This is a genomic window from Halobacillus sp. AWH4_228, assembly GCF_056158365.1.
In genome coordinates this window covers 939,597-963,737 of the sequence record NZ_JBSWTE010000001.1, presented here as the reverse complement: position 1 = coordinate 963,737, position 24,141 = coordinate 939,597, and the positions used below count along the sequence as shown (strand labels likewise).

Genomic DNA, 24,141 nt, shown 5'->3' with positions numbered 1-24,141 from the left:
TGACGAATTTTGCAACTAAAATCTTTCGACAAAAGATAAATACCCCATTGCTGCAGAAATGAACCATGTAAAAAACCTCCAATTTTTTGGAGGTTTTTTACAAGATCAATAGATCCACATCGAAAATAGAGCGACTCCAATGCCTACAAAACCAAGCCCGATGCTGTATGGTAAATTCCGCAGCACAATCTGGTAAGGATTTACCTTCAATGCCACAGACGTTAAAGTCACAATCAATCCATACGGCGCCGACGGGACGGTGGCTATCGCACAGACCGAAAGCAGAATGGTAAGGGTCACCGGCGGGAAGGCGCTGGTCAACAGTCCGCTCACCCCTCCAAAGATTCCCATCGTAGCAATCGGATGGACCCCGAGCAGGGTCATCACTAAAAACGCGGCCTGGATGAACAACATGATGAAAATCGGCTGCCCTTCCATTGCGATGAGAGGATCCTGTAAGTATTGGAGATAAGGGGATGCATTCAGCGTTTTCGTTAAGAACGAAAGGGTCAGAAGCAGGACGATAAAGTTATCAAGCCGGTTTGTTTTCCACTTCCATGTCGGCCACCCAATATTCATAAAACTGCGCCTGCGCTTGATCAGCAGCGACCAGACAAAAGCAAACGGAAAAATGGCAATCGTCACGGAAAATAGAAAATCAAGCTGGACGACATTTCCAAGAAAAACAACGAAGCACAAAAATAAGATCAGGGCAGCAATAAACTGCATGAACTTCCGTTTGTTCAATGGAGCTGCTCCTGTGCGGTCGTTTTCTGGAATTGATTCACCCCTGTACGTGAATGTTGCCGCAAACGAATCAAGAGCAATGCCGATCACGGAAATCGCAAGCATCCATGGCAGCACTTGGAGGTAGTCGGCTCCCGTAATAAAGATGGATGTGGCCAGCAGAATCTCCAGCGGGCTCCAAAGAAGAGCGAGCGAATAGCCCCGCAGGGTGACCATCAGAATGAAGTTATTCTTCATCTTCGTGTTCATCTGCTTCAATTTTTCCTTCAGCAGATCCTGAGAGACCGCAGCGGAAGAAAGGTTCAAGAAAGCCGCCAGAGAGACCATCGTAACCTCACTGCGCGTATACAAGCCGCTTAAGCTCTGATCCCCACCTCCGATAAGCGACTGTAGGAGCTTGTTATATCTGCCGGCCTTCACAACACTGTTCATCCACGGAAGCATGGAAATGAGCAGCAGCAGACTGATATTCCCGGCAAAAAATTGAGGGATATCAGAGAGGACCGCATCACTGGAAAAGTAGAAAAATCCGCCGGCTGTCAGCAGCACGGTTCCTAAAATTTTAAAGACGCGGTCCGATCTGGGGAAACTGACGGCCGTCATCACCATCCCCAGGACCCCAATGATTATGTACAGCGTTTCATCTGCCCAGAACGTATGAAGGATATTCAGTAAAAAGACAGACGAGTAGAATAAATAGAGATAATTCGACCAATGGCGCACAGGTATTCTCCTCACTATGGTAGCGTATCCAATGATCTCATCCTATAGAGGAATGGAACTTTTTTCAATCCTAAAGCTCAAAAAGGTGACAACGCCTACAACGTTATCACCTCTCTGTTATTTATCGTTTTTTAGCGAAGAGAAGCGTGGAAGGCTGCCACTGCACGCCTACGTACCCATGTTCAATCAAAGATTTTTGTTCAGCGTAATCCTTCTGCTGAACGGTTACAATGGTAGACTCATCCCACAGCACAGGGCTGGAAATCGGACGATAGAAAATATAGCGGAGCATACCGGCATACTTTTCTTTGACGGCAGCAATGACCATCCCTTGAGAGAACTTATCCTTTAAACTTCCGGGATTTTCAGGGTGAACCGTACAAAAGAGATGAGTCCTGCCGTGGTCAGCTGCGTGGAAAGCCTCCATAATCCAAACACCCATGCTTTTCTGCAGACGGTTCCCTCTGTATTCAGGAAGCACGCATGAAATCTCCTGATGGACGACCTTCTCCCACTCGGCTTCCGGAAGACCGACGTCGCGGCCGAGATTCTCTATGTGCTTTCCTGGATACCATAATGCCCGGAAGGCAGCCAGGGTATCACGCACATAAACCCCGATCAGCAGCCCTCCGCCTGTTAAAATAGTCGTGAACTCTTCTTCGCTCAGCGGCTGCACCGTCGATGAATCATCAACATGCTGCTCCACTTCCTTCTGCATCGTCATCAGTTCTTCCAGGGCATCCAAAGAAAGAACATGGACGCTGTACTTCCTTTCCTGTCCTGTTGGTTGATGCTGTAATATCCCTTCGGCAATCATTCTATCCCTGCTTTCCAATCGTGCTGTCGGCAGTCATTTCCTTTGGTGTAAACGTTTCTTTATGGCTCGTTAATTGTTCAATATAGTCGATATCGGGCTCAAAACCGATGCCCGGCTGGTCCGGAACTTTCATTTCACCGCGGTCCATCCTCACTTCCGGATGAATGATGTCACGCTCCCAATAATGATTGGAAGGAGCTGTATCTCCTGGATAAAGGAACTGAGGCAGGGCTGTGACAGCAATGTTATGCGCCCGGCCGATGCCGGTTTCCAGCATGCCGCCGCACCACATCGGAATATGGTGGTCCTGGCAGAGCTTATGAATCTTCAGCGTTTCCTGCAGGCCTCCAACACGGCCGATCTTCAAATTGACGATCCTGCAGCTGCCAAGCTCAATCGCTTTCCGGACATCATCATAGGAGTGCAGGCTCTCATCGAGACAGACCGGTGTATTCAAATGCTTCTGCAGTTCCGCATGATCAATGATATCGTCATGAGCCAGCGGCTGTTCAATCATCATCAGGTTCAGATCATCCAGCTGCTTCAGACGGGGAATGTCATCGAGCGTGTAGGCGCAGTTGGCGTCCGCCATCATTTCAAGATCAGGAAACCGGTGCCGGACTGCGCGAAGCAGCTCTACATCCCAGCCGGGCTTGATTTTCACTTTGATCCGCTTGTATCCTTCCTTCACATAGCCGGCTATTTTTCCAAGCAGGGCGTCTTTACTTTCCGTAATTCCGATGCTGACGCCCACATCAATGGACGTTTTCGTTCCACCGAGCACTTCGGCCAGTGGACGTCCCTGTTCCTTGGCGTATAAGTCCCAGACCGCCTGCTCCACAGCAGCTTTTGCGTTGAATTGGCCCCGTATGGACTGAAAGCGCTCTGAAACTTCACTCGGATGACCGATCGGTGCTTCCAGCAGTTCGGGCAGGAGAAACTTCCGAAGCATCGGCCAGTTGGTATCAATCGTTTCTTCATTATAAATCGGCTCGTTGATGGATACGGACTCCGCCCAGCCGGAATGACCGTTGGCAGACTGGACTTCCACAAGAATGACGTCCTTATCATATTCAGTACCGACACTGGTCGTAAATGGATGCAGAAGATCCATCTTAATCTGACGGAGAATCACTTTTTCGATATTCACGGAGTTCCCTCCTTCCAGTCTACTTGATCGGCCAGACGCAGCATTTCATATAAAATATCCCGGCCGGTAATCAGAGCCTTTTTGTTAAAGTTCATCGCTGGATGATGCAGTCCTGGAGTAAGCCCGCACCCAAGTCCGATCATCGTCGCAGACAGTCCACTGTTGTGGAAGGTATAAAAATGAAAGTCCTCCGCTCCCGGTGAAACACACGGCGGTGCCAAAGCATCCTTGGAACAGGCTTCCACCACCGCATGTTCAGCCAGCCCTGCAGCCTTATCGTTTGGGACAGCGGCAGGCGAGAATTCCACCCATTCGCTCCCGATTGCTGTTCCTGTTTCCTGCTCGATCTGTTGGATGATTTCCTTCGTCTGGTCGATGAGCTGCTGCAGCCCGTCGTTGGACACGGAGCGGATATCGAACGTCATTCTCGCCGTTTCCGGAATGAGGTTCGCTGCTTCGCCGGAATGCAGTTCTGTCGGCTTCAAGGAATAGCCGGTATCCACATGTACAGCTTTTAACGAAGCCATCAAGCGGCCCGCAGCTTCGATCGGGTTTCTGGCGAGTTCCGGACGGGCAGCATGAGCGGGTACTCCTTTAATCGTCAGCTTCAATGTAATAATCGCCCCGTGCAGAATCACGGGTGCGGCCTTGCCGTCAGGAACTTCCTGTTCTGGACGCAGATGGATACCGCCTAAGAATTTCACATTCGCAAGAGCTCCGCTTTCCATCATCTGCAACGCCCCGGCTGCCGTTTCTTCCGCGGGCTGGAAGATGAATCGGACCGTATGATGTGGCTTTTCAACGGATTCCATAAGCTTTAATGCGGTATGGAGCACCATCGTACTATGGCCGTCATGACCACACGAGTGATTCGGACGCACTTCCCCGTCCACCTCCTGAACGAGCGCATCCATATCCGCCCTCAACGCAATGACTTCCTCTGTCTCCCCCGGATAATCCACGTAAAATCCATAGTGGCGGGCGAAGCTGTGCACTTGATAGCCGGCATCCTTCAGACGGCTTTGTAAATAATGAGAGGTTTTTTCTTCTTTTCCGCTCGGTTCCGCAAGCGCGTGGAGCGCTTCGTATGTTTGTATCAGGTCATCCTGATGCTGATTCACGATGCATTCCCCCTTAGAAAATGAGATGGGCTATACCGACAACAATCGGCAGTGTAATGATGGTACGCAATAAAAAAATGAAAACAAGATCCTTGAAGCTTACCGGAAGCTTCGACCCAAGCAGAAGTCCGCCCATTTCCGACATGTAGACAAGCTGGGTGACAGAAACAGAGGCGATGATGAACCGGGTCATTTCACTTTCAATGCCGCTTCCAATAACAGCCGGAAGGAACATATCAGCAAACCCGACGACCATCGTCTGGCCGGCTGCCGACGCTTCCGGCACCTGCATCGCTACAAGCAGCCATTCAAACGGCTTGCCGATGATCGTGAAGAAAGAGGTGAATTCGGCAATGACTACAGCTGCCGTACCGATAGCCATGACGACCGGCATGACACCGATCCACATATCCAGCACGTTTTGCAGTCCTTCTTTCATCGTTGCCTTCGCCCCGCCACTGTGGCGTGCTTTTTCAAGGGCCTGGCCTTTCCCCCATGTGACAACAGATACACCGGACGGAATCAGCTCCTCTGTTCTTCGTTCGGCGCCTTCGTACGTATCATCCGATTTTCTTGAAAGCGGTGGAATCCGCGGCATGATAATCGCAGCGGCCAGACCGGCAATGATAATCGTTGCATAATAAGGCAGGAAGTACGCCTCCATGTTCAAATAAGTGATGACCACAATCGTAAACGTGATGGAAACTATTGAAAACGTGGTCGCTACAACGGCGGACTCCCGCTTCGTGTAGTAGCCTTCTTCGTACTGTTTAGAAGTCAGCAGCACTCCGATCGTTCCATCCCCCACCCATGAAGCCAGACAGTCCAGCGAGGATCGTCCCGGAAGTGTAAAAGACGGGCGCATCACTTTCATCAACAGAGCCCCGACGAATTCAAGCAGGCCAAAATTGAGAAGCAGTGGCAGAAGGAATCCTGCCAGAAGAAACGTTGTGAACAACACAGGCAGCAGATCATTCAGGAGCAGTCCACCGGTGACATCCGATACAAGAAAATCAGGGCCGAAAGCAAACAGCACCATCCACCCGAAGACCATCCCGGCTGTCCGGGTGACGAGCCAGTTGTTACTTACATAGAAGAGATTTTTCATATACGCAGAATTCATGATCCAGCCAGGCTTCATTCCTCTGGCCAGGATGGAACCTAGAACAGAAATCGTGATGACCGCTACGGTAAAAGCTGGTATATATGCACCAAGAGCACCGTTGATGCTGTTGGCAAAATAGGCTACTGGAACAGTCATGCCTGATTCTGTACGAATAGGAACGATAAAAAATAAAAGACCGAATAATGACGGCAGTATAAATTTCCAGTAATCCTTCTTCGTATAGGTTTTCTCTGTAACATTCGACGTCTGAAACTCTCCCTGCATAATCCCCACTCCTTTTTTTATAGGTCCCTACTCTAAAAACATCCCCCGCTCTGCATACATCAGTTCAATTTTCTGCTGCCTCGCTTTCACCTGTTCCGAGTACTTGTCCGCTGCCGTCTGGATAACCATTTCAGAAACGCTGACGGCCCCCGCAATAGAATGATAGTCCGTCTCCATCCGCTCTTCTGTCGTAATCGTCACATCCGCTTCCCTGCCAACCGGTGACAAAGGCTTATCTGTGAAGGCGATGATGGATGCGCCGGCTTTCCCGGCAGCGTCTGACAGCTCTTTTCCTTCTATCCGATACCTCGGGAAAGAAAAAATGACGACCGCGGACCGTTGATCGATATCTATCATTTCCTCAGGGAGCAGTCCCTCAGCGCTGAAAAGGGACACGCGGTCTCTCAGCTGTCTCAGCGCATAGTAAAACCAATACCCGGCTGCATAAGAACCTCCGAAGCCCCCGATGAATACCCGGTCCGCTTTCATCATGACCTCCGCTGCATGCAGGATTTCCTCCGGATTCAGCTGATCCATCATATGAGCAAACACTTTCTTTTCCTGTTCCGCCACTTGATAAAACCTGTCTTCTTCCTTTACCTGCCCTGACATCGGAGAAGACTGAGAGGACTGAAGCCAGTTGGAGCGGATGGCGTCCTGCATATGGGAATACCCGCGGAACCCAAGCACATTGGCCAGACGGATGACCGTCGTTTCGCTGACGCCGACATTCCGCCCCAGCTGTGAAGCAGTTATAATGGCTCCTTCCTCTTTATGCTCAATCAAATAAGAAGCCACTTTTTTCTGGCCCTGAGATAAAGAGGGATAATACGTCTTAATGGTCTGAAGGATCGGTTCCTCCATCTTCCTCCTCCTTTCTAAGAATGTGTGAAGTTTTTCCTTCGTTTCTATTAATCTACCGTACTTTTTCCTTCATATCAATAATTATTAGAAAATTCAATAATAAAGCTGTCCCTCTTAATAGAGGAACAGCTTTATTTTTCATATAAACGGACGCGTACCAAATAAGCCAGCAACCCTATAATAGGAATACATCCCATCCAATGTCGCTGATTCTCCCTGCCATACTTCCGCTCCCGCCGGTAGATAACGTACACAGCCAGTGCGGTCAAGACGAAGAAATCAACCGTCATCACATGAACAAACTGTGACACTTGAAAGGCGTTTCCGTATGCAGCCGGACTGCCCAGAATAACTCCGTAGAAGAAAAGAGCTGCTGTTCCAAGAGTCATTACTACGAGGAGAACCTTTGAACGAAGCACCTTTACCACCCAGGCGGGCGTTCTTACCTTTCGATCTGATCCCCTTCCGGCTAAGAAAAAATAAGGCATCAAAGCAAAAGCCCCCAGCATAAAGGAGCCGATGACGAAAGGCCATACAGGTACGCGGTCGTCATCCTCCCCAAGTAGAAAAGCCGCAAAAGTTATCGGGTAAATCCCTAAAAAGCTGAACACCATAAGGAGCATCGGATCAGGATCATTCATTTGGATCAGCTGGGTAAGATAACCTTCGTTCCCATCCGGAGCTATGAAGACGGCGTATAAGATAAAAAGCATCCACAATACGAAAAATAAAGAACGCCGCAGCGTCATTTCCCTTCCCTCCTGTCATCAACAGTACTTGTCTATCTCCTGTATTGATTTCACATAAACCATACCTGACAAAAAAGGATCTGAACCTTCTTTTTTTCCTCTAAAAGGGGGATGCTTCTTTGGCAGGAAAGAAGCATCCCCCTCTTTTCAACTAGGAGTCTATCGATTGAATGACGCATTCGACCGCTTCCGTTAAATCCCGCTGCGGCCAGCTCGGAAGCTTCCCGTGCTGTACAGCCAGTTCGTGTGAGGCAGGGAGGTGAATGAACCCGGCAGGAACCTGTTCTCCTTTCTTTTGAAAATGATAGAGCACCTGATACATCACATGATTACATAGATACGTCCCAGCCGTGTTCGAAATTTCCGCGGGATATCCGCTATCATGGAGAACTTCCACAAATCTATGAATCGGCAGCGATGAAAACAGGCCATCAGGTCCTCCCTCATGAATCGGTTCCCCGTCCGGCATGTTTCCTTTATTATCTCTTTCCCTGCTCTCATTACAGTTGACTGCAATCCGCTCCGGAGTGATGGTATGCCTTCCTGCTGCCAGTCCGAGGGATATGACCAGATCCGGCTGGACATCTTCGATATGAGATAGAACTTCCTCTCCGGACGTATGATAATCGACAGAGAGAATACGTCCCTCAACGTGATATCCGTTGATCCGGCGGCCATGAAGTTGATTTACGATTTGTTCAGTTGGATTGATTGGAAAGTTGAGAAACGGTTCGAAACCAGTGAGTAAAAGTGTCGGCACATTTCCATCCCCTTTCGTTCAGAATAACTTTATAAAAGGTAATATTATCCACATTAAAGTTTTCCCTCTATCTTTATATAAAAACCTTCAAACCAATAAAAAAATCATTACAAATCCCAATAAAGCTGTAATACTACTTAAACGAATGAATAAACGAACAATTTTTAATATGATTAAAATAATGTTCGTTTATTAGGTTGTGCAAGAAGATGTCCTCTGTTATAGTAAACCCGTATCCAACTTCATAGCGTACTCGTATATTTTCAGTAATACGGTCTGAGCGTCTCTACCTGGTTCCCATTTAAGAACCGGACTACGAGTTACATGTGTACATCTGTGTCCCCATTGGCACAGTCCTGTTGTATATGTGAACTTTAATGTCTGAAGGTAGGACCCATTTTCTACTTTCAGGCATTTTTATATTGAGGCGGCGTTAAGGTGGATAACAACATCAAAGGAGCTTTCACATATGTCTTATCTCGCACGCACACTTACATTTGCACTTCTTTCCATCCTTTTATTAGCAGGGTGCAGCAGCAATGAATCAGATGCAGAAACCAGCGCAGAAGAAGAAACACAGCAGCCCATCCTTATCCAGGGGCCGATGCCGATAGAAGCGGAGAACTTTGCGGAACGCCTGGAAAACGTAGAAGAGGAAGAATCCGGTACGTTTGTTTTTTATAAAGGAACGGTGGATGACTATCCTGTCATTGTCATGAAAACAGGCAAAGGCATGGAAAATACAGCCGCTGCAACGGCCTTGGCCATCGAAAAGTTCAACCCGGCAGCCATCATCAATCAGGGCACATCCGGCGGGCACGATCCGGAATTGAATGTTTTTGATATCGTGCTTGGAGAGCGCACGGTCAACCTCGGTTCCTTGAAGACAGGGAACCGTGCAGAAGGAGAAGGCATCGCACCGAAGGAATGGATTCCGATGGACTTGATGGCATCTGAAGGAAGTGCCGGGGAAGATCCAGATGCTGAAAACATCCGCTACTTTGAAGGAGACAAAGACCTCCTGGAAGCAGCCAAAGCAGTCAAGGAAACGCACACGGAAGGGAAAGTCGTGGAAGGTACCATTGGTTCCGCAGATGTCTGGAACAATGAAGTCGACCGCATTCAATGGTTCCACGAAAACTTCGAATCCAGCGTAGAAGAAATGGAAGGAGCCGCCGGTGCACAGATCGCCAAAGCGTATGATACCCCGTACCTCGGCATCCGCATCCTTTCCAACAATAAAACCAACGGCGGCGAATACAATCCAGAAACCGCCGCATCCAACCAGGACTACGTCTATGAAGTTGTCCAAGAGTACATCCAAACCAAAGAATGAAAACAAAAGGCAGCTCTGCATGAGCTGCCTTTCCTTCACCCCAAATTCACTTCATCTTGTGCACACACATAGCTCAACACTGTATCTTTAATCGGAACATCCACTTTCCCGTTCAACCCATCCAGAGCCAGCACATCGTAGCCTTTTCCATCTTTGACATAACCGAGCCAGTACGGCACGTAGACGACAAAGCGGTTCACGATTTCCACATGAATTTTCTCACGGCGCTTTTCTTTCGAGAACATTTCCCAGTACAGCACTTCACGTGCTTCCTGCTTCGACACATCCCCCTGCACTCGCCAGAAGCTTTGGCTGCTTTCTTCCACTGGAAGATCAACAGGCAGAATAGCACTCATGCGGCTTAACGGTTCGATTGCCATCCGTCCTTCCAGACCGTCTGGAAGCGAGTGAGTGACCGCCTTATAATCAAAGCAGTAAAAGGGGATGTATACCTGCTCCATGGATGTCAGCTGTTTCGTGTTTCTGAGTTTCTTCCATATGCCGGTGTGAAGCTGCCCGGCCATTTTTTTGACGGCTTCCTCTTTTTCAATGACAGGTTGAAGGTAGTGAGTCATGGATTGTCCTCCTTATAAATTCTGCAGATACACCAGGAAGGCAAAGACGACGAAGAAATATACCACAAGATAGATCGGCCATTTTTTCGTTTTCTTCTCTTCCTCGATTTCCTCGACGGCTGCGGCTGCTTCCGCCCGTCCCTGCAGGGTTTCCTGGACGTTTTTCTTTGTCCGATCGATCGTCAGTCCTTCCAGCTTTTCCTTTGGAGGCGCTTTCGATAACAGGCTGACGGCATAACCGGCCGCAACTGCGATTACCGCACCGACAAGGTTATTGTACAGCCAGGAAATTTCCGCAAAAGCGTTCACGGCCCAGACGGCAAGCATTCCGGCAATGACACCGGCAAAGGCGCCTGTTCCATTGACACGCTTCGTAAAGATCGCAAGGATGAACACACCGAGCAGGGCTCCGTAGAAGTAGGAACCAATCTGGTTGACCGCTTCGATTACCGGTCCGAGGTTGCCGGCAAAGAAGGCGAAGATCGTTGCATAAATGCCCCAGAATACCGTTGCATAACGGGACGCTTTCAAGTAATGTTCTTCGGACTGGTTTTTCTTCATGAATTTGCTGTAAAAGTCACGCACAGATACAGCAGACAAGGAGTTCAGCGCAGAGTCCAGACTGGACATCGCTGCAGCGAATACTCCGGCAATGATCAATCCGGAAATCCCGACCGGAAGCTCATTCACAACAAAACGCGGGAACAATTCGTTCAAGTTATTGATGTTCGGATCTCCAGCATATTGATAGAAAATGTACAGCAGTACACCAATGAGCAGGAACAAAAGCATCTGTGGAATCAACAAGACACCGCTAAGTACAAGAGACAGCTTACTTTCACGAATCGATTTACTTGTCAGCACACGCTGGATCTGACTTTGATCGGTACCAAAGTAGGCCGCATGCAGGAAGAAACCACCGATCACTCCGGCCCATATGCTGTATTCCACACTCAAATCTGTAGAGAAATCGATCGACTCCAGCATGCCCGTCTGGGACGCTGTCGACATGACTTCTCCCCATCCGCCGGGAACATCCTGGAAGATGATGAAGACACTCAGCCCGGCACCGATCCAGAGAACGACCATCTGAATGACGTCCGTCCAGATGACGGCGCTGATACCGCCAAGGACGGTATAGGAAACAGCGATTACGGCCATGAGGATGATCATGATGTTGACGTCAACACCAGTAATGACCGACAACACAAGCGCCGGCGCATACAGGACGACCCCTGTAGCAAGACCACGGGCAATCAGGAACAATCCAGCTGTTAATGTACGCGTTTTCACATCAAACCGGCGTTCCAGATATTCATAGGCCGTATAGACTTCCGTTTTATAGAAGAACGGAACGATCGTCGCAATGAGGAAGGCCATGGCAAGCGGCACGTTGATGAACGTGATGATCCGCGTCAGCCCTCCGTCATAGCCCCATCCCGGGGCCCCGATAAACGTGATGGCACTGGCCTGAGTCGCCATCACCGACAGACCGATCGCCCACCACGGGATGCTTCTCCCACCAAGAAAATAATCTTTTGTCGACTTCTGGTTTTTTCCGAAGGCCGCTCCGATAAAAGCGGTTCCAAGTACATATACGACAAAAATGATGTAATCAATGACTGTAAAACTGCTCATTTTGTCCTCTCCCCATTTCGTTGATCTAACGTATAGACATCCATAAACCGGCGGGCCGCCTGCTTCAACAGTTCAGGTCCCTGTCCAACAGCGTCCTTTAGTGTCATCGGTTTGTCGACGATCGGAAGCACGGCCAGAAGCCCTTCCTTCTCTGCTTCGGACAAGTCTCCTTCCATCATGCCGGCAAAAGCGACACACGGCACATGATGCTTTTTCGCCAGTCTCGAAAGACCGATCGGACCTTTGCCGTACAGCGACTGGGCATCGACTTTCCCTTCTCCGGTGATCACAAGATCTGCTCCGGCAATCTGCTCTTCCAGCTTTCCGAGTTCAGCAATCATTTCAAAGCCGCTCTCCACATGGTAATCATCCAGCAAACTGAATAAAGAAAAACCGAAGCCTCCGGCCGCACCGCTCCCATCCTTTTCACGGACGATCCTTCCGGTGTGCTGTTCGATCACAGCTGCATACCTCGTCATGCTGTCCTCGAGTTCGGCCAGGCACGATTCGTCTGCACCTTTCTGCGGTCCGAAAATCATCACCGCTCCTTCTTTTCCAAGCAGCGGGTTGGAGACATCTGAGGCAATCCGCCATTCCACACCTGTCGTTCTCTGCTTAAAGGTGTCTGTATGGACGTCTGCTACTTTCCGCAGGTTCTTTCCATTCATGTCCAGCTCATTTCCGTCCTCATCGACATACTGAACGCCTAACGCCTGGAAAAATCCGCTTCCGGCATCAACGGTGGCACTGCCGCCAAGGCCGAGGATGATCGTTTCTGCTCCTTTTTCAATCGCCGCCTTCGCCAGTTCCCCGGTCCCGTAGGTGGACGCTTGAAGAGGGTTCTTTTCTTCGTCATTCAAAAGAGGAAGACCGGAAGCGGAAGCTGTTTCAATCACAGCCATCCGCTCCTCCGGAATCCATCCAAAAGAGGCGGTTATTTTTCTTCCTAATGGATCATGAACCGTCTCTTCAATCAGTTCCCCGTCAAACATCTGCATCAAAGCTTCAACGGTCCCTTCACCACCGTCCGCCATCGGAATGGACTGAACATCAACCGTAGAGTCACTTGCTTTAAGTCCCTGCTTCACCGCTTCGCAGGCTTCTGCACTGCTCATCGATCCTTTAAAAGAATCCGGCGCTACAATGATTTTCATTGTTCTCCCGCCTTCAGCCACAGCGCTCCGTAAGGCTGGACCGTTATTTTTTCTTCCGTCGTGTAGGACACTCCGCTTAAAGCATCAACAAACGCTTCTGACTGCAATGGAGCCTGGAACTCTTCCGTATCCACTTCCACAGCTTCTTCAGAGACGTTCACAATCGAAACAAGTTCACCACCGCGGGTGATGGTAAACAACCGGTCATCCAGGAACAGCACTTCCTGCTTGGCGTTCGGGTGGAAGGCTTTCTGCTGTTTGCGAAGTTCGATTCTGTCCATAAACGTCGTAAATACCCGGTCTCGCAAAGTTCCTTCCGTATCGAGGTCTTTCTTAAGCTTGTCTGCCTCGAGCTTCTCACGATTAATGGAACGGTTCCTTCCTGTCGCTTCGACTCCTGCCAAGTCATTCAGTGACCCGAGCAGACTGTGCACGTAAATGCCGGGAACACCTTTGACAGAAAGAAGGATCGTCTGCGCAGCAAGGAAACGGTCGACCGCATCGTGAGGCGTCTCTTCCGGCTTCGTCAATGCACTTAAATAGTTGATATTCAGTTCATATGGACTCTTTGTACCGTCTCCATTATCTTTGTAGGAAACGAGTCCTCCCTGTTCCTTCGCACGATCAGCAAGACTCTGTACTTCCCCATCATTTAAAATCCCTTCCACAGGACGAAGTCCGACGCCGTCGTGGGAAGCCAGGAAATTGAAGAATGACGTATGATCGCTCGTGTCTTCCAACGCATCAGCCCACTCGGAAAGATGGCGGGCATTTCCGGAAACAAACGAGTGCAGTGTCAATGGCGGCAGTGGGAATTGATAGACCATGTGCGCTTCATTGTGTCCGCTCCCGAAGTAGCTGATGTTATCTTTGTGCGGCACATTGGTTTCCGTAATCACGATTGTACCCGGGGAAATTTCCTCCAGGACGTGGCGCATCACTTGAACGATTTTGTGCGTTTCCTCAAGGTGGATGCTCGTTGTGCCAAGCTGCTTCCACAAAAAGCCGATCGCATCCAGACGCAGATAGCGCGCGCCATGCTGGACGTATGCGGCAAGAATTTGAAGCACTTCTGCGAATAACGCCTCACTCTCATAATTCAAATCGATCTGATCATCACTGAACGTGGTCCAGACATATTTTGCCCCTTCGGCGTGCTCCACTTTTGTTAAGAGTGGTAGAGCCCGCGGACGGACAACCGAACTATAATCAAGCGAAGGATCGGATTCCACAAAGTAATCCTGGTATTCCTCTTCCCCTTTTAGGTAATTTTGGAACCAATTACTTTTTCTTGAAATGTGGTTGATGACCGCATCAAACATCAAGTCGTAATCCTCGGACAATTCGTGCACATTATCCCAGTCACCAAGCTCCGGGTTGACCTCCAGATAATCCTGGACAGAAAAACCGTCATCCGATGTGAACGGGTAAAACGGGAGAATGTGTACGGAATTGATGGTCTGCCCGACATACTCCTGCAGAAACTGTTTCAGCGTTGTGAGCGGATTTTCCCCCTCCTGCTTGATGGAGTCTCCGTACGTAATCAGCATCACATCGCGTTCATCCACCCAGTCCTTCGCCTGGGGCTTCTGCTTATAATTATCTATAATATCAAGCGTTTTCCTGTAAAGACGCTCTCCTTTTCCCTTTCCATATACGTCATAAAGGTTCTGTTTAATTTGATCGACAGCCGTTTGAGTCATTTTGTCCCCTCCAAAAATGATGTTAACGCTATCATAAGGGAAATAAGGGATGCTTTCCATGTTACAAATACCAATAATACAAACGTTTTCACAGATTTATTTTGGTATATAGAACAAAAGAGAAGCTCAATCCGCTTCTCTTTCAGGTGATTTTATGGAAGGCAAGCGCTATCTGCAGTAATGTCGAATCATTGATATCACGAGGATCATAACCGGTCACATCCTTAATTTTCTTCAACCGGTACTGAAGCGTGTTTTTATGAATGTGAAGGACTTCCGAGGTCGCTTTAATCGAACCCTTTTGTTGATAAAATGTCTCCAGGGTATGCTGCCAGTCTGGAATGGACCCGAGGTCTTCGGGGTGGAGCTTTCTTGCAATGAAATCACGCCGTACGGATTCAGGCACATCATACATGAGTGACTCCACGCCTAAATCTTCATAGAAATAAAGCGGTTGATGGTGATCAGATGCATAGCGGAGCGCACGGTCGGCCTCTTCCACCGATTTCCACATCGCACCGGGGGTCCGGCACAGGCTGCCGACACCGCCAGAGCTCTCCTGTTCATACGTCTTCAGCAGCGCTTCCTGGATTTCCCGTACCCGTGCACTGACTCTTGCTTTTTGGTAGAGCGGATCTTTATGTTCGTTCACAGACAGCAGGATCATATAGCGGGAACTGCCATCCGGGATCAGTACATGTTCATTGTAGTCCGGAAAGTGGCGGTGGATCAGCTTTTCTACGTTTCTCCGGTACCGCTGCATCTGCACTTCATCATTGACATCTCCGAGAGGGGATCCCAATTTGTCATACCAGTAATCCTGAAAACCGCTGAGCTCCAGCAGCACAGCCACCCGGGGTTTATAAATGTTGATGCCGAACATCCATCCCCTTGTCGCAAACAGCTTTTCATCCTGATACTGATTGCGGATCCATTCGTTCACAAACGTTTCCCTTGCCTGCGTCTCCAGCTCCACCTGCTCATCAAGATACGCTTCCTTAATGAGGATTTCCGTCATTTTTTGAAGCAGCGCGCCCTGCTGGCTGAGCTCCTCCGGTTCACCGGTGATCCCGATCACCCCGACGATCTGTTTATGCAGACGGACAGGAAGATTGATCCCGGCTTTCGCTCCTTCATACGTTTCTTTCGACGATATGACTAACGTATGGCCGGTTTCCAGCACTTTGGCTGCCCCCTCGTGAAAATCACCGATCCGCTTTTTATCAAGACTGGCGATGATTTTCGCCTTTTCATCCATGAAGTTGATATTTTTGTTCATGATCGGTTCGGTTTCCTGAACAATCGATTGAGCTACCTCTCTTGGGATCAGCATTCCCATTCCCCTCTCCGTCGTTCTTCTTATTATTCATCCTAGCACAGATTCCAGGAAGGAGATGGTCATATTCCCCTCTTTCGGCCTATATAGTGGTCTTACGATACTCTGGGAGGAATGATGGAATGACAGAAGATCAAAAACCGGTATTTTTCAAGAGGAAAATGTTCTGGATCCATACGGCTGCTGCGTTGGTGATATTCTTTACTGCATTTTTCATCGGTTCCTACACCCGTACCATTTCTTTAAATGAAGAAAAGCTGAAGTACGAAGAAGTAACAATGGAAATAGAAAAAGTTGAAAAAAGGTTCATCCAAAAACAAGGCGACCAGAAGGATTTAGAGAAGGATGTTGAGCTCCTCGACGAGAAAAAAGAGGAAATAAATGAACAGGTCAAGGCATTGGAAAAGGATTTAAGTGAGGCTGAAGCTCTGGTGGCGGAAAAAGATACACTTCAGGCAGATCTCAAGAAGCTGGAAGAATCAAAGAAATCCAAGGACAGTGAATTGGATGCTGTTGAAGCGGAAATAGATACGAAGAAGGAAGAACTGGCCATCGTAACCGGAAAAATCATTGAATTAAAAGAAGAACCGAAAACGCTCTCCGCCGGATTCTTCACTGTAGGGAAAGACATTCCTGCCGCCCGCTACAAAGTAACCCCGAATGGGAACGGCAACTTCTTTGTGAATGAAGGAGCTAAAGTCAATATCATGATTGGAAGTGGAAGCTTCTATGAGAGCGAATATATCTTTGAGGCGTTGGAAGGCGACGAAATCGAACTGACCACATCTGCCCATTTTACACCCATTCAATAGTTTTCCACCCTGCTTCCATTTATAATAGGAAGCAGGGTGGAACATCTCTCCCTTTCCCTCCAAGACCTCACACAAATATGTCCAACTTTTGAACAGGAAAACGCTTTAATGAAAACAGGACAAGCCTATTGTGAATTATTTCACAAAACTCATTGATTTCATGTTGGATATATTGCACAATATAAATGTGAAATGATTCACAATAACTTGTTCATTATCTTTAGGGAGGAATTCATATGCCAAAACAAAATGTAAACCGTGTCGCTTTAATTGGAGCAGGATCCGTCGGAAGCAGCTACGCTTTTGCGATGTTGAACCAGGCGGTAGCCGAGGAATTCGTGATCATTGACCTGAATAAAGACAAAGCGATGGGCGATGCGATGGATTTGAACCACGGAAAAGTATTTGCCCCGAATCCGACGAAAACATGGTATGGAACGTATGAAGACTGCCGTGATGCCGACATCGTCTGCATCTGTGCAGGCGCGAACCAAAAGCCTGGCGAAACACGTCTCGACCTCGTCAAAAAGAACCTGGTCATTTTCAAATCCATCGTAGATGACGTGATGGCCAACGGATTTGACGGCATTTTCCTTGTGGCCACCAATCCGGTGGATGTGCTCACCTATGCCACATGGAAATTCAGCGGCCTCCCTAAAGAACGAGTGATTGGAAGTGGGACGATCCTGGATTCCGGCCGGTTCCGTTACCTGCTTGGAGAGTACTTCGATGTTTCTCCATCCAGCGTGCACGCAAACATTATCGGCGAACACGGCGATACAGAACTTCCTGTATGGAGCCACGCGACCATCGGCGGTGTTCCAGTCCTTGAATTGATCGAACGTCACGAAAACTATACAAAAGAAGATCTCGACGAAATTTTCGTGAATGTCCGCGATGCCGCCTATCAGATCATTGAGAAAAAAGGAGCCACCTATTACGGCATAGCGATGGGTCTGACCCGCATTACGAAAGCGATCCTATACAACGAAAACAGCATCATGACCGTCAGTGCATACTTGAACGGGGAATACAATGTGGATGACGTGTATATCGGTGTTCCAGCTGTCCTCAACCGCACGGGGATCCGTAATGTGATGGAAATCAACCTGAATGAAGAAGAACAAGGGAAACTGAATCACAGTGCCACTGTTTTGAAAGATATTCTAAGCGAACAATTCTATGTGAAACAGACGAACTAAACTTCTTTTGAAAAGAGATGATCTGCCATGTGGTTCCAACAGTATGATCCTTTTGGTAATCTGGGCGTGAGCGCGCTTTTAGCCGCTCTCCCCATCTTTTTCTTCTTTTTGGCATTAACCCGACTCCGTATGAAAGGGATTCTTGCTGCCTTTCTCACGCTCATCATGAGTCTGGGTATCGCTGTGTTCTTGTTTGATATGCCATGGGGCAATGCGCTCGCCGCAGCCCTGCACGGCATAGCGAACGGTCTATGGCCGATCGGTTACATCGTCATTATGGCCGTCTGGTTATACAAAATTGCTGTACATACCGGGAAATTCACGGTCATCCGTTCCAGTATCGCGAACATCTCTCAGGATCAGCGGCTGCAGCTTCTGCTGATCGGCTTCAGCTTCAACGCTTTCCTTGAAGGGGCCGCAGGATTCGGTGTACCGATTGCCATCAGTGCCGCCCTGCTTGTGGAACTAGGCTTCCGCCCGTTGAAAGCCGCAGCGTTATGCTTGATCGCCAATGCTGCTTCCGGTGCCTTCGGAGCGATCGGCATTCCTGTCATCGTCGGTGCCCAGATGGGAAACCTGGAAACGATGGAGCTTTCCCGGACACTGGCTTACCTGCTTCCTGCCATCTCCTTTGCCATTCCGTTTGTGCTCGTCTTTTTGCTGAATGGATGGAAAGGTGTGAAAGAAACCCTGCCTGCCCTGCTCGTCGTCAGTGGCATTTACACAGGCACCCAGCTGTTTACGATTCTATTTCTCGGACCTGAACTTGCCAACATCCTTGCCGCCCTCTTAAGTATGGCTGGTCTTGCGCTGTTCTTAAGAAAATGGCAGCCGAAAACGATCCACAGAGAAGCGGATGCTCCCGCTGTTCAGACCGGCGAAACGTACAGCCTGAAGGAAATAGTTAAAGCCTGGTCTCCGTTCTACATCTTAACGGCCGTCATTACGATCTGGAGTCTTCCTGCTTTTAAAGCCCTGTTCAATGATGGAGGCCTGCTTGCTGGTACGACCCGGTTGGTATCGATTCCATACCTGCACCAGCAGATTCAGAAAGCCCCGCCGATTGCGCCGGAAACAACCGCGCTTGATGCCATTTTTAAACTTGATTTTATTTCTGCGACCGGCACAGCGATATTGGTGGCTGTTCTTCTGACTGGGTGGTTCAGCTCTGCGATCACCCTTCCGGAAGGGATGAAAAACTTGAAAGCGACGATACAGGAATTGTGGATCCCTATCCTGACCATCTGCTTCGTCATGGGCTTTGCCAACTTATCCAATTTTGCCGGGCTGAGCTCCACCATCGGACTCGCCTTATCCAAAACGGGAAGCCTGTTCCCACTCGTCAGTCCTGTGCTCGGCTGGATCGGCGTTTTCATTACGGGTTCTGTCGTCAGTAACAACGCCTTATTCGGTCACTTACAGGCAGTCACCGCTGACCAGATCACCGCGAACCCGGCACTGCTTCTGGCAGCGAATACAGCCGGCGGTGTGATGGCCAAGCTGATCTCTCCACAGTCCATTGCAATTGCGACAGCAGCGGTTAAGCAGACCGGCCAGGAGTCCACGTTATTCAAGATGACGCTGAAATACAGCTTCATTCTACTGGTGGTTGTCTGTGTAACGACATACATTTTGTCCCTCATTGGTGTATAAAAAGAAATCCCCGCTCTTCTTTAAGAAAGCGGGGATTTTCTTATGACGTTTCATTTCTTTCATGCAGATGTTCAAGAGCCTTCACGAGCGAAGCTTTGAACTGCTTTAGCTCTTCTTCATCCATAGCGAGGTGGTCGACCACCTGAAATGGGATGTCACGGGCATCCTTTTCCGCGTTTCTTCCCTGCTCAGTCAACGTGACGATCACCCGTCGCTCATCCTCCGGCGACCGTTTCCGTTCAAGCAGACCTGATGTTTCCATCCGCTTCAGCATCGGTGTGAGCGTTCCGGAATCCAGATACAGACGTCTGCCAAGCTCATTCACCGTCATGCTGTCCTCTTCCCATAGTACAAGCAGCACCAAGTACTGCGGATAGGTGACATCCAACTTTTGAAGCAGGGGTTTATACATTTTCGTCATTTCACGCGCCGCTGCATAAATGGAAAAACAAATCTGGTTTTCCAATTTCAAATGCTCTTCAGCCATATCGATCTCTCCTTTATACCCCCAGTGTAGCGAATCCATCCATTTGTCACAACAGAACCAGTTTTTGAGTTCCGCTGGTTGACAAACCGATCTCTTTGCTATAAATTAAATTGTGCACAACTTAATTATACACAATTTAAATGAGGAGTGAAGAAAAATGGAAAAAGCTTTATATACAGCAGCAGCAACAGCACAGGGAGGACGTCAAGGTACGGTCACGTCCAGTGATGGTACCTTGAACCTTGATCTATCCATGCCTAAAGAACTTGGCGGCTCAGGAAAAGAAGGAGCGACGAACCCCGAGCAGCTATTTGCAGCCGGTTACTCTGCATGCTTTGACAGCGCTCTTCAACTCGTTGCCTCTCAGGCGAAGAAAAAAATCACATCTGCGATTACAGCCAACGTAAGCATCGGGAAAGAAGGAGAAGGCTTCGGTCTTGCTGTTGAACTTGCAGTGGAAATCGAAGGCGTTTCCCAGGAAGAAGCAGAAGAGCTTGTTGAAAAAGCCCACCAGGTCTGCCCGTACTCCCGTGCGACTCGCAACAATATTGAAGTTAAATTGACAACAACGGCAAAATAAAAAAAGAGAGCTCCTTACTAAAGGACCTCTCAGCTTGTAGAGAAACCTCTGTTTCTTTACAAGCTTTTTTCTTTCTTACCGCCGGGAGCGAAATCCCCTTCCCTTTCCGCGGACGAGCGCCCGAGCTTCCTCAGGAGTGGAAGGAATAACGCTCCTTGGGGGGCTTTTTCATATTCCGTCAGGCAGCCGTCATCAGCGCCTGTTCCTTCACTTTTTCTTTTCCAAGCAAGCGGAAATAGCGCAGCCCATGCCTTTCTTTTGAATCTGCAAAGCTACGCTCGACTTTCTCAGGCTGTCGAGCTACGTTTCGGCAGCTTTTTTTGAATTTATGAATGCGGACCCGTCTGCTCGTTACCCAGTGTATCCTGCTTTTCTTTAAGGCTCGGAAACGCGGTTATGCAGAGTCACGAGGAGCGTTCGGTGGTGACGCCTGCGGGAACAGCACGACCCGAAGATCCACTTGGGCAGGTGATTTTTCCTGACCAAGTCAGCGGAGGCCGTGCCCGCGGCAAGCACCCACCGATAAGCGGAACGTGACCCAAACCACACGGAATGACAAACCTTTTTTCTACAGACGAAAAGAAGCCCCTTAAAAGGGGCCTCTCTATTGCTATTCAAAGGAAAAATCCTCCATACGCTAAAGCTCCGGCGATCACGAAAGCGGGATGCACCTTTACCCGCTCCATCAGCACGTAGCCGGCCACAATCAGAATGACCGTCTGCAGCCAGCCGATGCCTTCAAACGACTCCTTGAAAAAGCTCCACGCCATAACGCCGAGCAGTACGGCAATCACGGGACGGACATACATCGTCATCCGCTTCACTTTTGGTGAATCCTTATACTTGAACAACAGGCCGAGCAGCATGATCATTAAAATCAAGGACGGGGCCACCGTAGCAAAGACCGCAACAAAGGCACCCGGCACACCGGCCACTTCATAGCCGATATAACCGGCCATTTTTGTCGCAATTGGACCAGGAAGTGAATTCCCGAGTGCAAGTACTTCACTGAACTCCTGCACATCCATCCACTCATAGTTCTGGACCACTTCATTCTCCACAAGCGGAATCGAAGCCGGACCCCCGCCGTAACCGAGGATGCCGGGAATGAAGAAGGCGAGAAAAAGCTGCCAGTAAATCATCATGAAGCTCCCGCCCCCTTCGCTTTCTGCTTATCTTTTTTCACAAGGGCAAATACTAACAGAGCTCCGATAATGATCCCCGGGTGGATCGAGAGCACTTCCATCAGAATGACCAGCACGACAGCAGCGATAACCGTGTTCCGCCACCCCATCCCTCTGCCTGCCTTATCTAAAAACTGCCACGTCAACACCGCCAGCATCACGCCCACGACAGGAATAACAGCGGCTGTCATCCCCTGCACCCAGTCAAACTGCTTGATGGATGACAGGGAGGTTAAGAGAATGATAATCAGAAGGATGGTCGGAATAATTGTCGCCAAAACCCCGATCAGCATCCCTGTCATCCCCTTCACCTGATGGCCGATATAGCCGGCGAGCTTTGTTGCAATAGGGCCCGGGAGCGTATTGCCGAGCGCCAGGATGTCTCCGAACTCCTCTGCTGTTACCCATTTGTATTTGTCCACCACTTCTTTATGAATCAATGGAATCGACCCGGGGCCGCCGCCATAACCGAGCATACCGACTCGGAAAAAGGCGATAAAGATATCCCAATAGGTTCTCATGATTTAGAACTCCTTCTCCTCAATTACCACCCCGCGGTTATCCCATCGGTCCGGGATTCCGTGCCTCCGACGAGGACGCCGCTTTCCGGATCTCTCCAGATCATCTGCCCGCGGCCGAAGCTGTTCGGCTCGACCTGAACCGTAATGTCATGGCCTTTATCCACGAGCTGCTGGGCGATATGGGATGGGAAGGTCTGTTCCACTTCCACCTGCTTATCCTTCAGCCACTGCCAGCGCGGCGCATCAAGGGCCGCCTGTGGATTCAATCCGAAATCGATGGTATTCATGACGACCTGCACATGTCCCTGCGGCTGCATGAAGCCACCCATCACACCGAATGGGCCGACGGGGTTTTTTCCTTTTGTTAAAAATCCTGGAATGATTGTATGATATGTCCGCTTTCCACCCTCTAGAGCATTCACATGGTCAGGGTCCATGGAAAAATTATGCCCGCGGTTCTGCAGGGCAATGCCTGTGCCGGGGACAACCAAACCTGAACCGAAGCCCATATAGTTGCTTTGAATGAAGGAAACCATATTGCCTTCTCCGTCCGCGGCCGCTAAATAAACCGTCCCGCTCAAAGATGGTTCACCCGCTTCCGGCTGACGCGCTTCTTCTCCGATGAGCTGCCGGCGCTCCTCCCCGTAGGATTCACTCAGCAGATCTTCTGCCGTATGCCTCATATAGGAAGGTTCGGTAATATGTTTCTGCCCATCCGCAAAAGCAAGCTTCATCGCTTCCATCTGCTTATGATACGTATCCACCGAATCCTTGGCCGGAAACTCGAAGCCTTTCAAAATATTCAACGCCTGGAGCGCAATCAGCCCCTGACCGTTCGGCGGGATTTCCCACACATCATAGCCGCGGTAGTTGACGTGGATCGGATCGACCCACTCACAGCGGTGCTGAGCTAAATCTTCCTTCGTTATGTATCCGCCGTGCTTCTCTGAAAAAGCAGCGATCTTCTCCGCCAGTTCTCCTTCATAAAAAGAGGCGGCCTTCGTTTTTCCTATCGAGCGCAGTGTTTCTGCATGATCGTGGGACGACCAGATCTCTCCTGCTTTCGGCGCCCGTCCTTTTGGTGTGAACGTATGGAACCATTCTGAAAATACGTCATCCTCCAGTTCCTTTTCAAACGTCTGGACAGCCTTGTTCCAATATTTCGCAAGGGTCGGTGAAACAGGGAAGCCTTCTTCCGCGTATTGTACAGCGGGTGCAAGCACCTCTTCTAATGGAAGCTTTCCGAACGTTTCACTGAGTTCCGCCCAGGCGCTCGGTGCTCCAGGTACAGTGACAGGCACCCAGCCGTATTTCGGAATCTCCTCATGACCATCCGCCTTCACCTGGTCAATGGAAATCGACTGCGGCGAGCGCCCGCTCGCATTCAGTCCGTGCAGCTTTCCTTTCGTCCAAACCAGCGCAAAGGCATCTCCGCCAATGCCGTTGGAGGTCGGTTCGACAACGGTAAGGCAGGCGGCCGTGGAAATCGCCGCATCAATGGCGTTGCCTCCTTTTTTCATAATGTCGAGGCCCGCCTGCGCCGCCAGCGGCTGGGAGGTCGAGACCATTCCATTATTGGCGTAGACGGCCTTACGTGAGACCGGGTAGGGCTGGGCATGGTGGTTCAATGATATCATAA

22 protein-coding genes, 1 pseudogene and 1 riboswitch are annotated in these 24,141 nt (G+C 49.4%); of the genes and pseudogenes, 5 read left to right on the top strand and 18 right to left on the bottom strand.

From position 1 onward, the window contains the following. Positions 1-105: 105 nt before the first annotated feature. The 8 genes from ACXADP_RS04760 to ACXADP_RS04725 all read right to left on the bottom strand — a co-directional run bounded on the left by ACXADP_RS04760 (position 106) and on the right by ACXADP_RS04725 (position 8,321). The gene (locus ACXADP_RS04760) at positions 106-1,470 is read right to left on the bottom strand and encodes a hypothetical protein (protein WP_474970958.1); all 1,365 of its coding nucleotides are present in this window, start codon (positions 1,468-1,470) and stop codon (positions 106-108) included. Between the two features lie 121 nt (positions 1,471-1,591). After that, positions 1,592-2,287 (bottom strand): GNAT family N-acetyltransferase, encoded by a 696-nt coding sequence (locus ACXADP_RS04755; protein WP_474970957.1) that lies wholly within the window; start codon positions 2,285-2,287, stop codon positions 1,592-1,594. Between the two features lies 1 nt (position 2,288). Beyond that, a complete protein-coding gene (gene menC, locus ACXADP_RS04750) occupies positions 2,289-3,437 on the bottom strand; it encodes an o-succinylbenzoate synthase (RefSeq protein WP_474970956.1) in 1,149 nt (382 codons plus the stop codon). After that, on the bottom strand, positions 3,434-4,558 hold the full coding sequence (locus ACXADP_RS04745; RefSeq protein ID WP_474970955.1) for an amidohydrolase: 1,125 nt from the start codon (positions 4,556-4,558) through the stop codon (positions 3,434-3,436). Before ACXADP_RS04745 ends, menC begins: the two co-directional genes overlap by 4 nt. A 13-nt stretch (positions 4,559-4,571) precedes the next feature. Further along, the gene (locus ACXADP_RS04740; protein WP_474970954.1) at positions 4,572-5,948 is read right to left on the bottom strand and encodes a YjiH family protein; all 1,377 of its coding nucleotides are present in this window, start codon (positions 5,946-5,948) and stop codon (positions 4,572-4,574) included. Between the two features lie 27 nt (positions 5,949-5,975). Continuing rightward, positions 5,976-6,812 (bottom strand): MurR/RpiR family transcriptional regulator, encoded by an 837-nt coding sequence (locus tag ACXADP_RS04735; protein ID WP_474969587.1) that lies wholly within the window; start codon positions 6,810-6,812, stop codon positions 5,976-5,978. A gap of 131 nt (positions 6,813-6,943) precedes the next feature. Continuing rightward, complete coding sequence (locus ACXADP_RS04730) at positions 6,944-7,561, bottom strand: hypothetical protein (protein ID WP_474970953.1); 618 nt, start codon at positions 7,559-7,561, stop codon at positions 6,944-6,946. A gap of 151 nt (positions 7,562-7,712) precedes the next feature. After that, positions 7,713-8,321, bottom strand: a complete 609-nt coding sequence (locus tag ACXADP_RS04725; RefSeq protein WP_474970952.1) for a pyroglutamyl-peptidase I — start codon at positions 8,319-8,321, stop codon at positions 7,713-7,715. A gap of 233 nt (positions 8,322-8,554) precedes the next feature. Further along, positions 8,555-8,657, top strand: a riboswitch (purine riboswitch). A gap of 133 nt (positions 8,658-8,790) precedes the next feature. Between ACXADP_RS04725 and ACXADP_RS04720 the strand changes: the two genes are divergently transcribed. Beyond that, positions 8,791-9,657, top strand: a complete 867-nt coding sequence (locus ACXADP_RS04720; RefSeq protein WP_474970951.1) for a 5'-methylthioadenosine/S-adenosylhomocysteine nucleosidase — start codon at positions 8,791-8,793, stop codon at positions 9,655-9,657. Positions 9,658-9,692: 35 nt separating this feature from the next. Here ACXADP_RS04720 and ACXADP_RS04715 read toward each other — a convergent pair whose 3' ends face one another. The 5 genes from ACXADP_RS04715 to ACXADP_RS04695 form a co-directional block, all read right to left on the bottom strand. Beyond that, positions 9,693-10,232, bottom strand: a complete 540-nt coding sequence (locus tag ACXADP_RS04715) for a hypothetical protein (RefSeq protein WP_474969591.1) — start codon at positions 10,230-10,232, stop codon at positions 9,693-9,695. 12 nt (positions 10,233-10,244) lie between these two features. Continuing rightward, positions 10,245-11,870, bottom strand: coding sequence for a sodium:solute symporter family protein (locus tag ACXADP_RS04710; RefSeq protein WP_474970950.1), 1,626 nt, complete (start codon positions 11,868-11,870; stop codon positions 10,245-10,247). Then, on the bottom strand, positions 11,867-13,024 hold the full coding sequence (locus ACXADP_RS04705) for a glycerate kinase (protein ID WP_474970949.1): 1,158 nt from the start codon (positions 13,022-13,024) through the stop codon (positions 11,867-11,869). Before ACXADP_RS04705 ends, ACXADP_RS04710 begins: the two co-directional genes overlap by 4 nt. Next, a complete protein-coding gene (locus ACXADP_RS04700) occupies positions 13,021-14,727 on the bottom strand; it encodes a sugar phosphorylase (RefSeq protein ID WP_474970948.1) in 1,707 nt (568 codons plus the stop codon). Before ACXADP_RS04700 ends, ACXADP_RS04705 begins: the two co-directional genes overlap by 4 nt. Positions 14,728-14,869: 142 nt before the next feature. Beyond that, the gene (locus tag ACXADP_RS04695) at positions 14,870-16,060 is read right to left on the bottom strand and encodes a CdaR family transcriptional regulator (RefSeq protein WP_474970947.1); all 1,191 of its coding nucleotides are present in this window, start codon (positions 16,058-16,060) and stop codon (positions 14,870-14,872) included. A 125-nt stretch (positions 16,061-16,185) separates the two neighbouring features. Between ACXADP_RS04695 and ACXADP_RS04690 the strand changes: the two genes are divergently transcribed. From ACXADP_RS04690 to ACXADP_RS04680, 3 genes are all read left to right on the top strand, one after another. Further along, positions 16,186-16,875 carry a hypothetical protein gene (locus ACXADP_RS04690; protein ID WP_160837903.1) on the top strand — a complete coding sequence of 230 codons (690 nt, stop codon included), beginning with the start codon at positions 16,186-16,188 and terminating at the stop codon, positions 16,873-16,875. A gap of 236 nt (positions 16,876-17,111) precedes the next feature. Continuing rightward, complete coding sequence (locus ACXADP_RS04685; protein WP_474970946.1) at positions 17,112-18,077, top strand: L-lactate dehydrogenase; 966 nt, start codon at positions 17,112-17,114, stop codon at positions 18,075-18,077. Positions 18,078-18,104: 27 nt separating this feature from the next. Further along, complete coding sequence (locus ACXADP_RS04680; protein WP_474969597.1) at positions 18,105-19,730, top strand: L-lactate permease; 1,626 nt, start codon at positions 18,105-18,107, stop codon at positions 19,728-19,730. A 40-nt stretch (positions 19,731-19,770) separates the two neighbouring features. On the opposite strand, the gene ACXADP_RS04675 is transcribed toward ACXADP_RS04680, so the two are convergent. After that, positions 19,771-20,217: a MarR family winged helix-turn-helix transcriptional regulator gene (locus ACXADP_RS04675; protein ID WP_474969598.1), complete on the bottom strand. Its 447-nt coding sequence runs from the start codon at positions 20,215-20,217 to the stop codon at positions 19,771-19,773. Between the two features lie 157 nt (positions 20,218-20,374). On the opposite strand from ACXADP_RS04675, the gene ACXADP_RS04670 reads away from it, so the two are divergent. Beyond that, positions 20,375-20,797, top strand: coding sequence for an organic hydroperoxide resistance protein (locus tag ACXADP_RS04670; protein WP_027954908.1), 423 nt, complete (start codon positions 20,375-20,377; stop codon positions 20,795-20,797). Between the two features lie 178 nt (positions 20,798-20,975). Here the strand turns inward: ACXADP_RS04670 and ACXADP_RS04665 are convergent. The 4 genes and pseudogenes from ACXADP_RS04665 to ACXADP_RS04650 form a co-directional block, all read right to left on the bottom strand. Beyond that, positions 20,976-21,134, bottom strand: a pseudogene (locus ACXADP_RS04665) (transposase); the annotation flags it as partial. Between the two features lie 277 nt (positions 21,135-21,411). Further along, positions 21,412-21,939, bottom strand: a complete 528-nt coding sequence (locus ACXADP_RS04660; RefSeq protein ID WP_160838616.1) for a chromate transporter — start codon at positions 21,937-21,939, stop codon at positions 21,412-21,414. Next, a complete protein-coding gene (locus ACXADP_RS04655) occupies positions 21,939-22,502 on the bottom strand; it encodes a chromate transporter (protein WP_474970945.1) in 564 nt (187 codons plus the stop codon). The genes ACXADP_RS04660 and ACXADP_RS04655 overlap by 1 nt, the downstream gene beginning before the upstream one ends. 23 nt (positions 22,503-22,525) lie before the next feature. Further along, a complete protein-coding gene (locus ACXADP_RS04650) occupies positions 22,526-24,139 on the bottom strand; it encodes a gamma-glutamyltransferase family protein (protein ID WP_474970944.1) in 1,614 nt (537 codons plus the stop codon). Positions 24,140-24,141 lie beyond the last annotated feature (2 nt).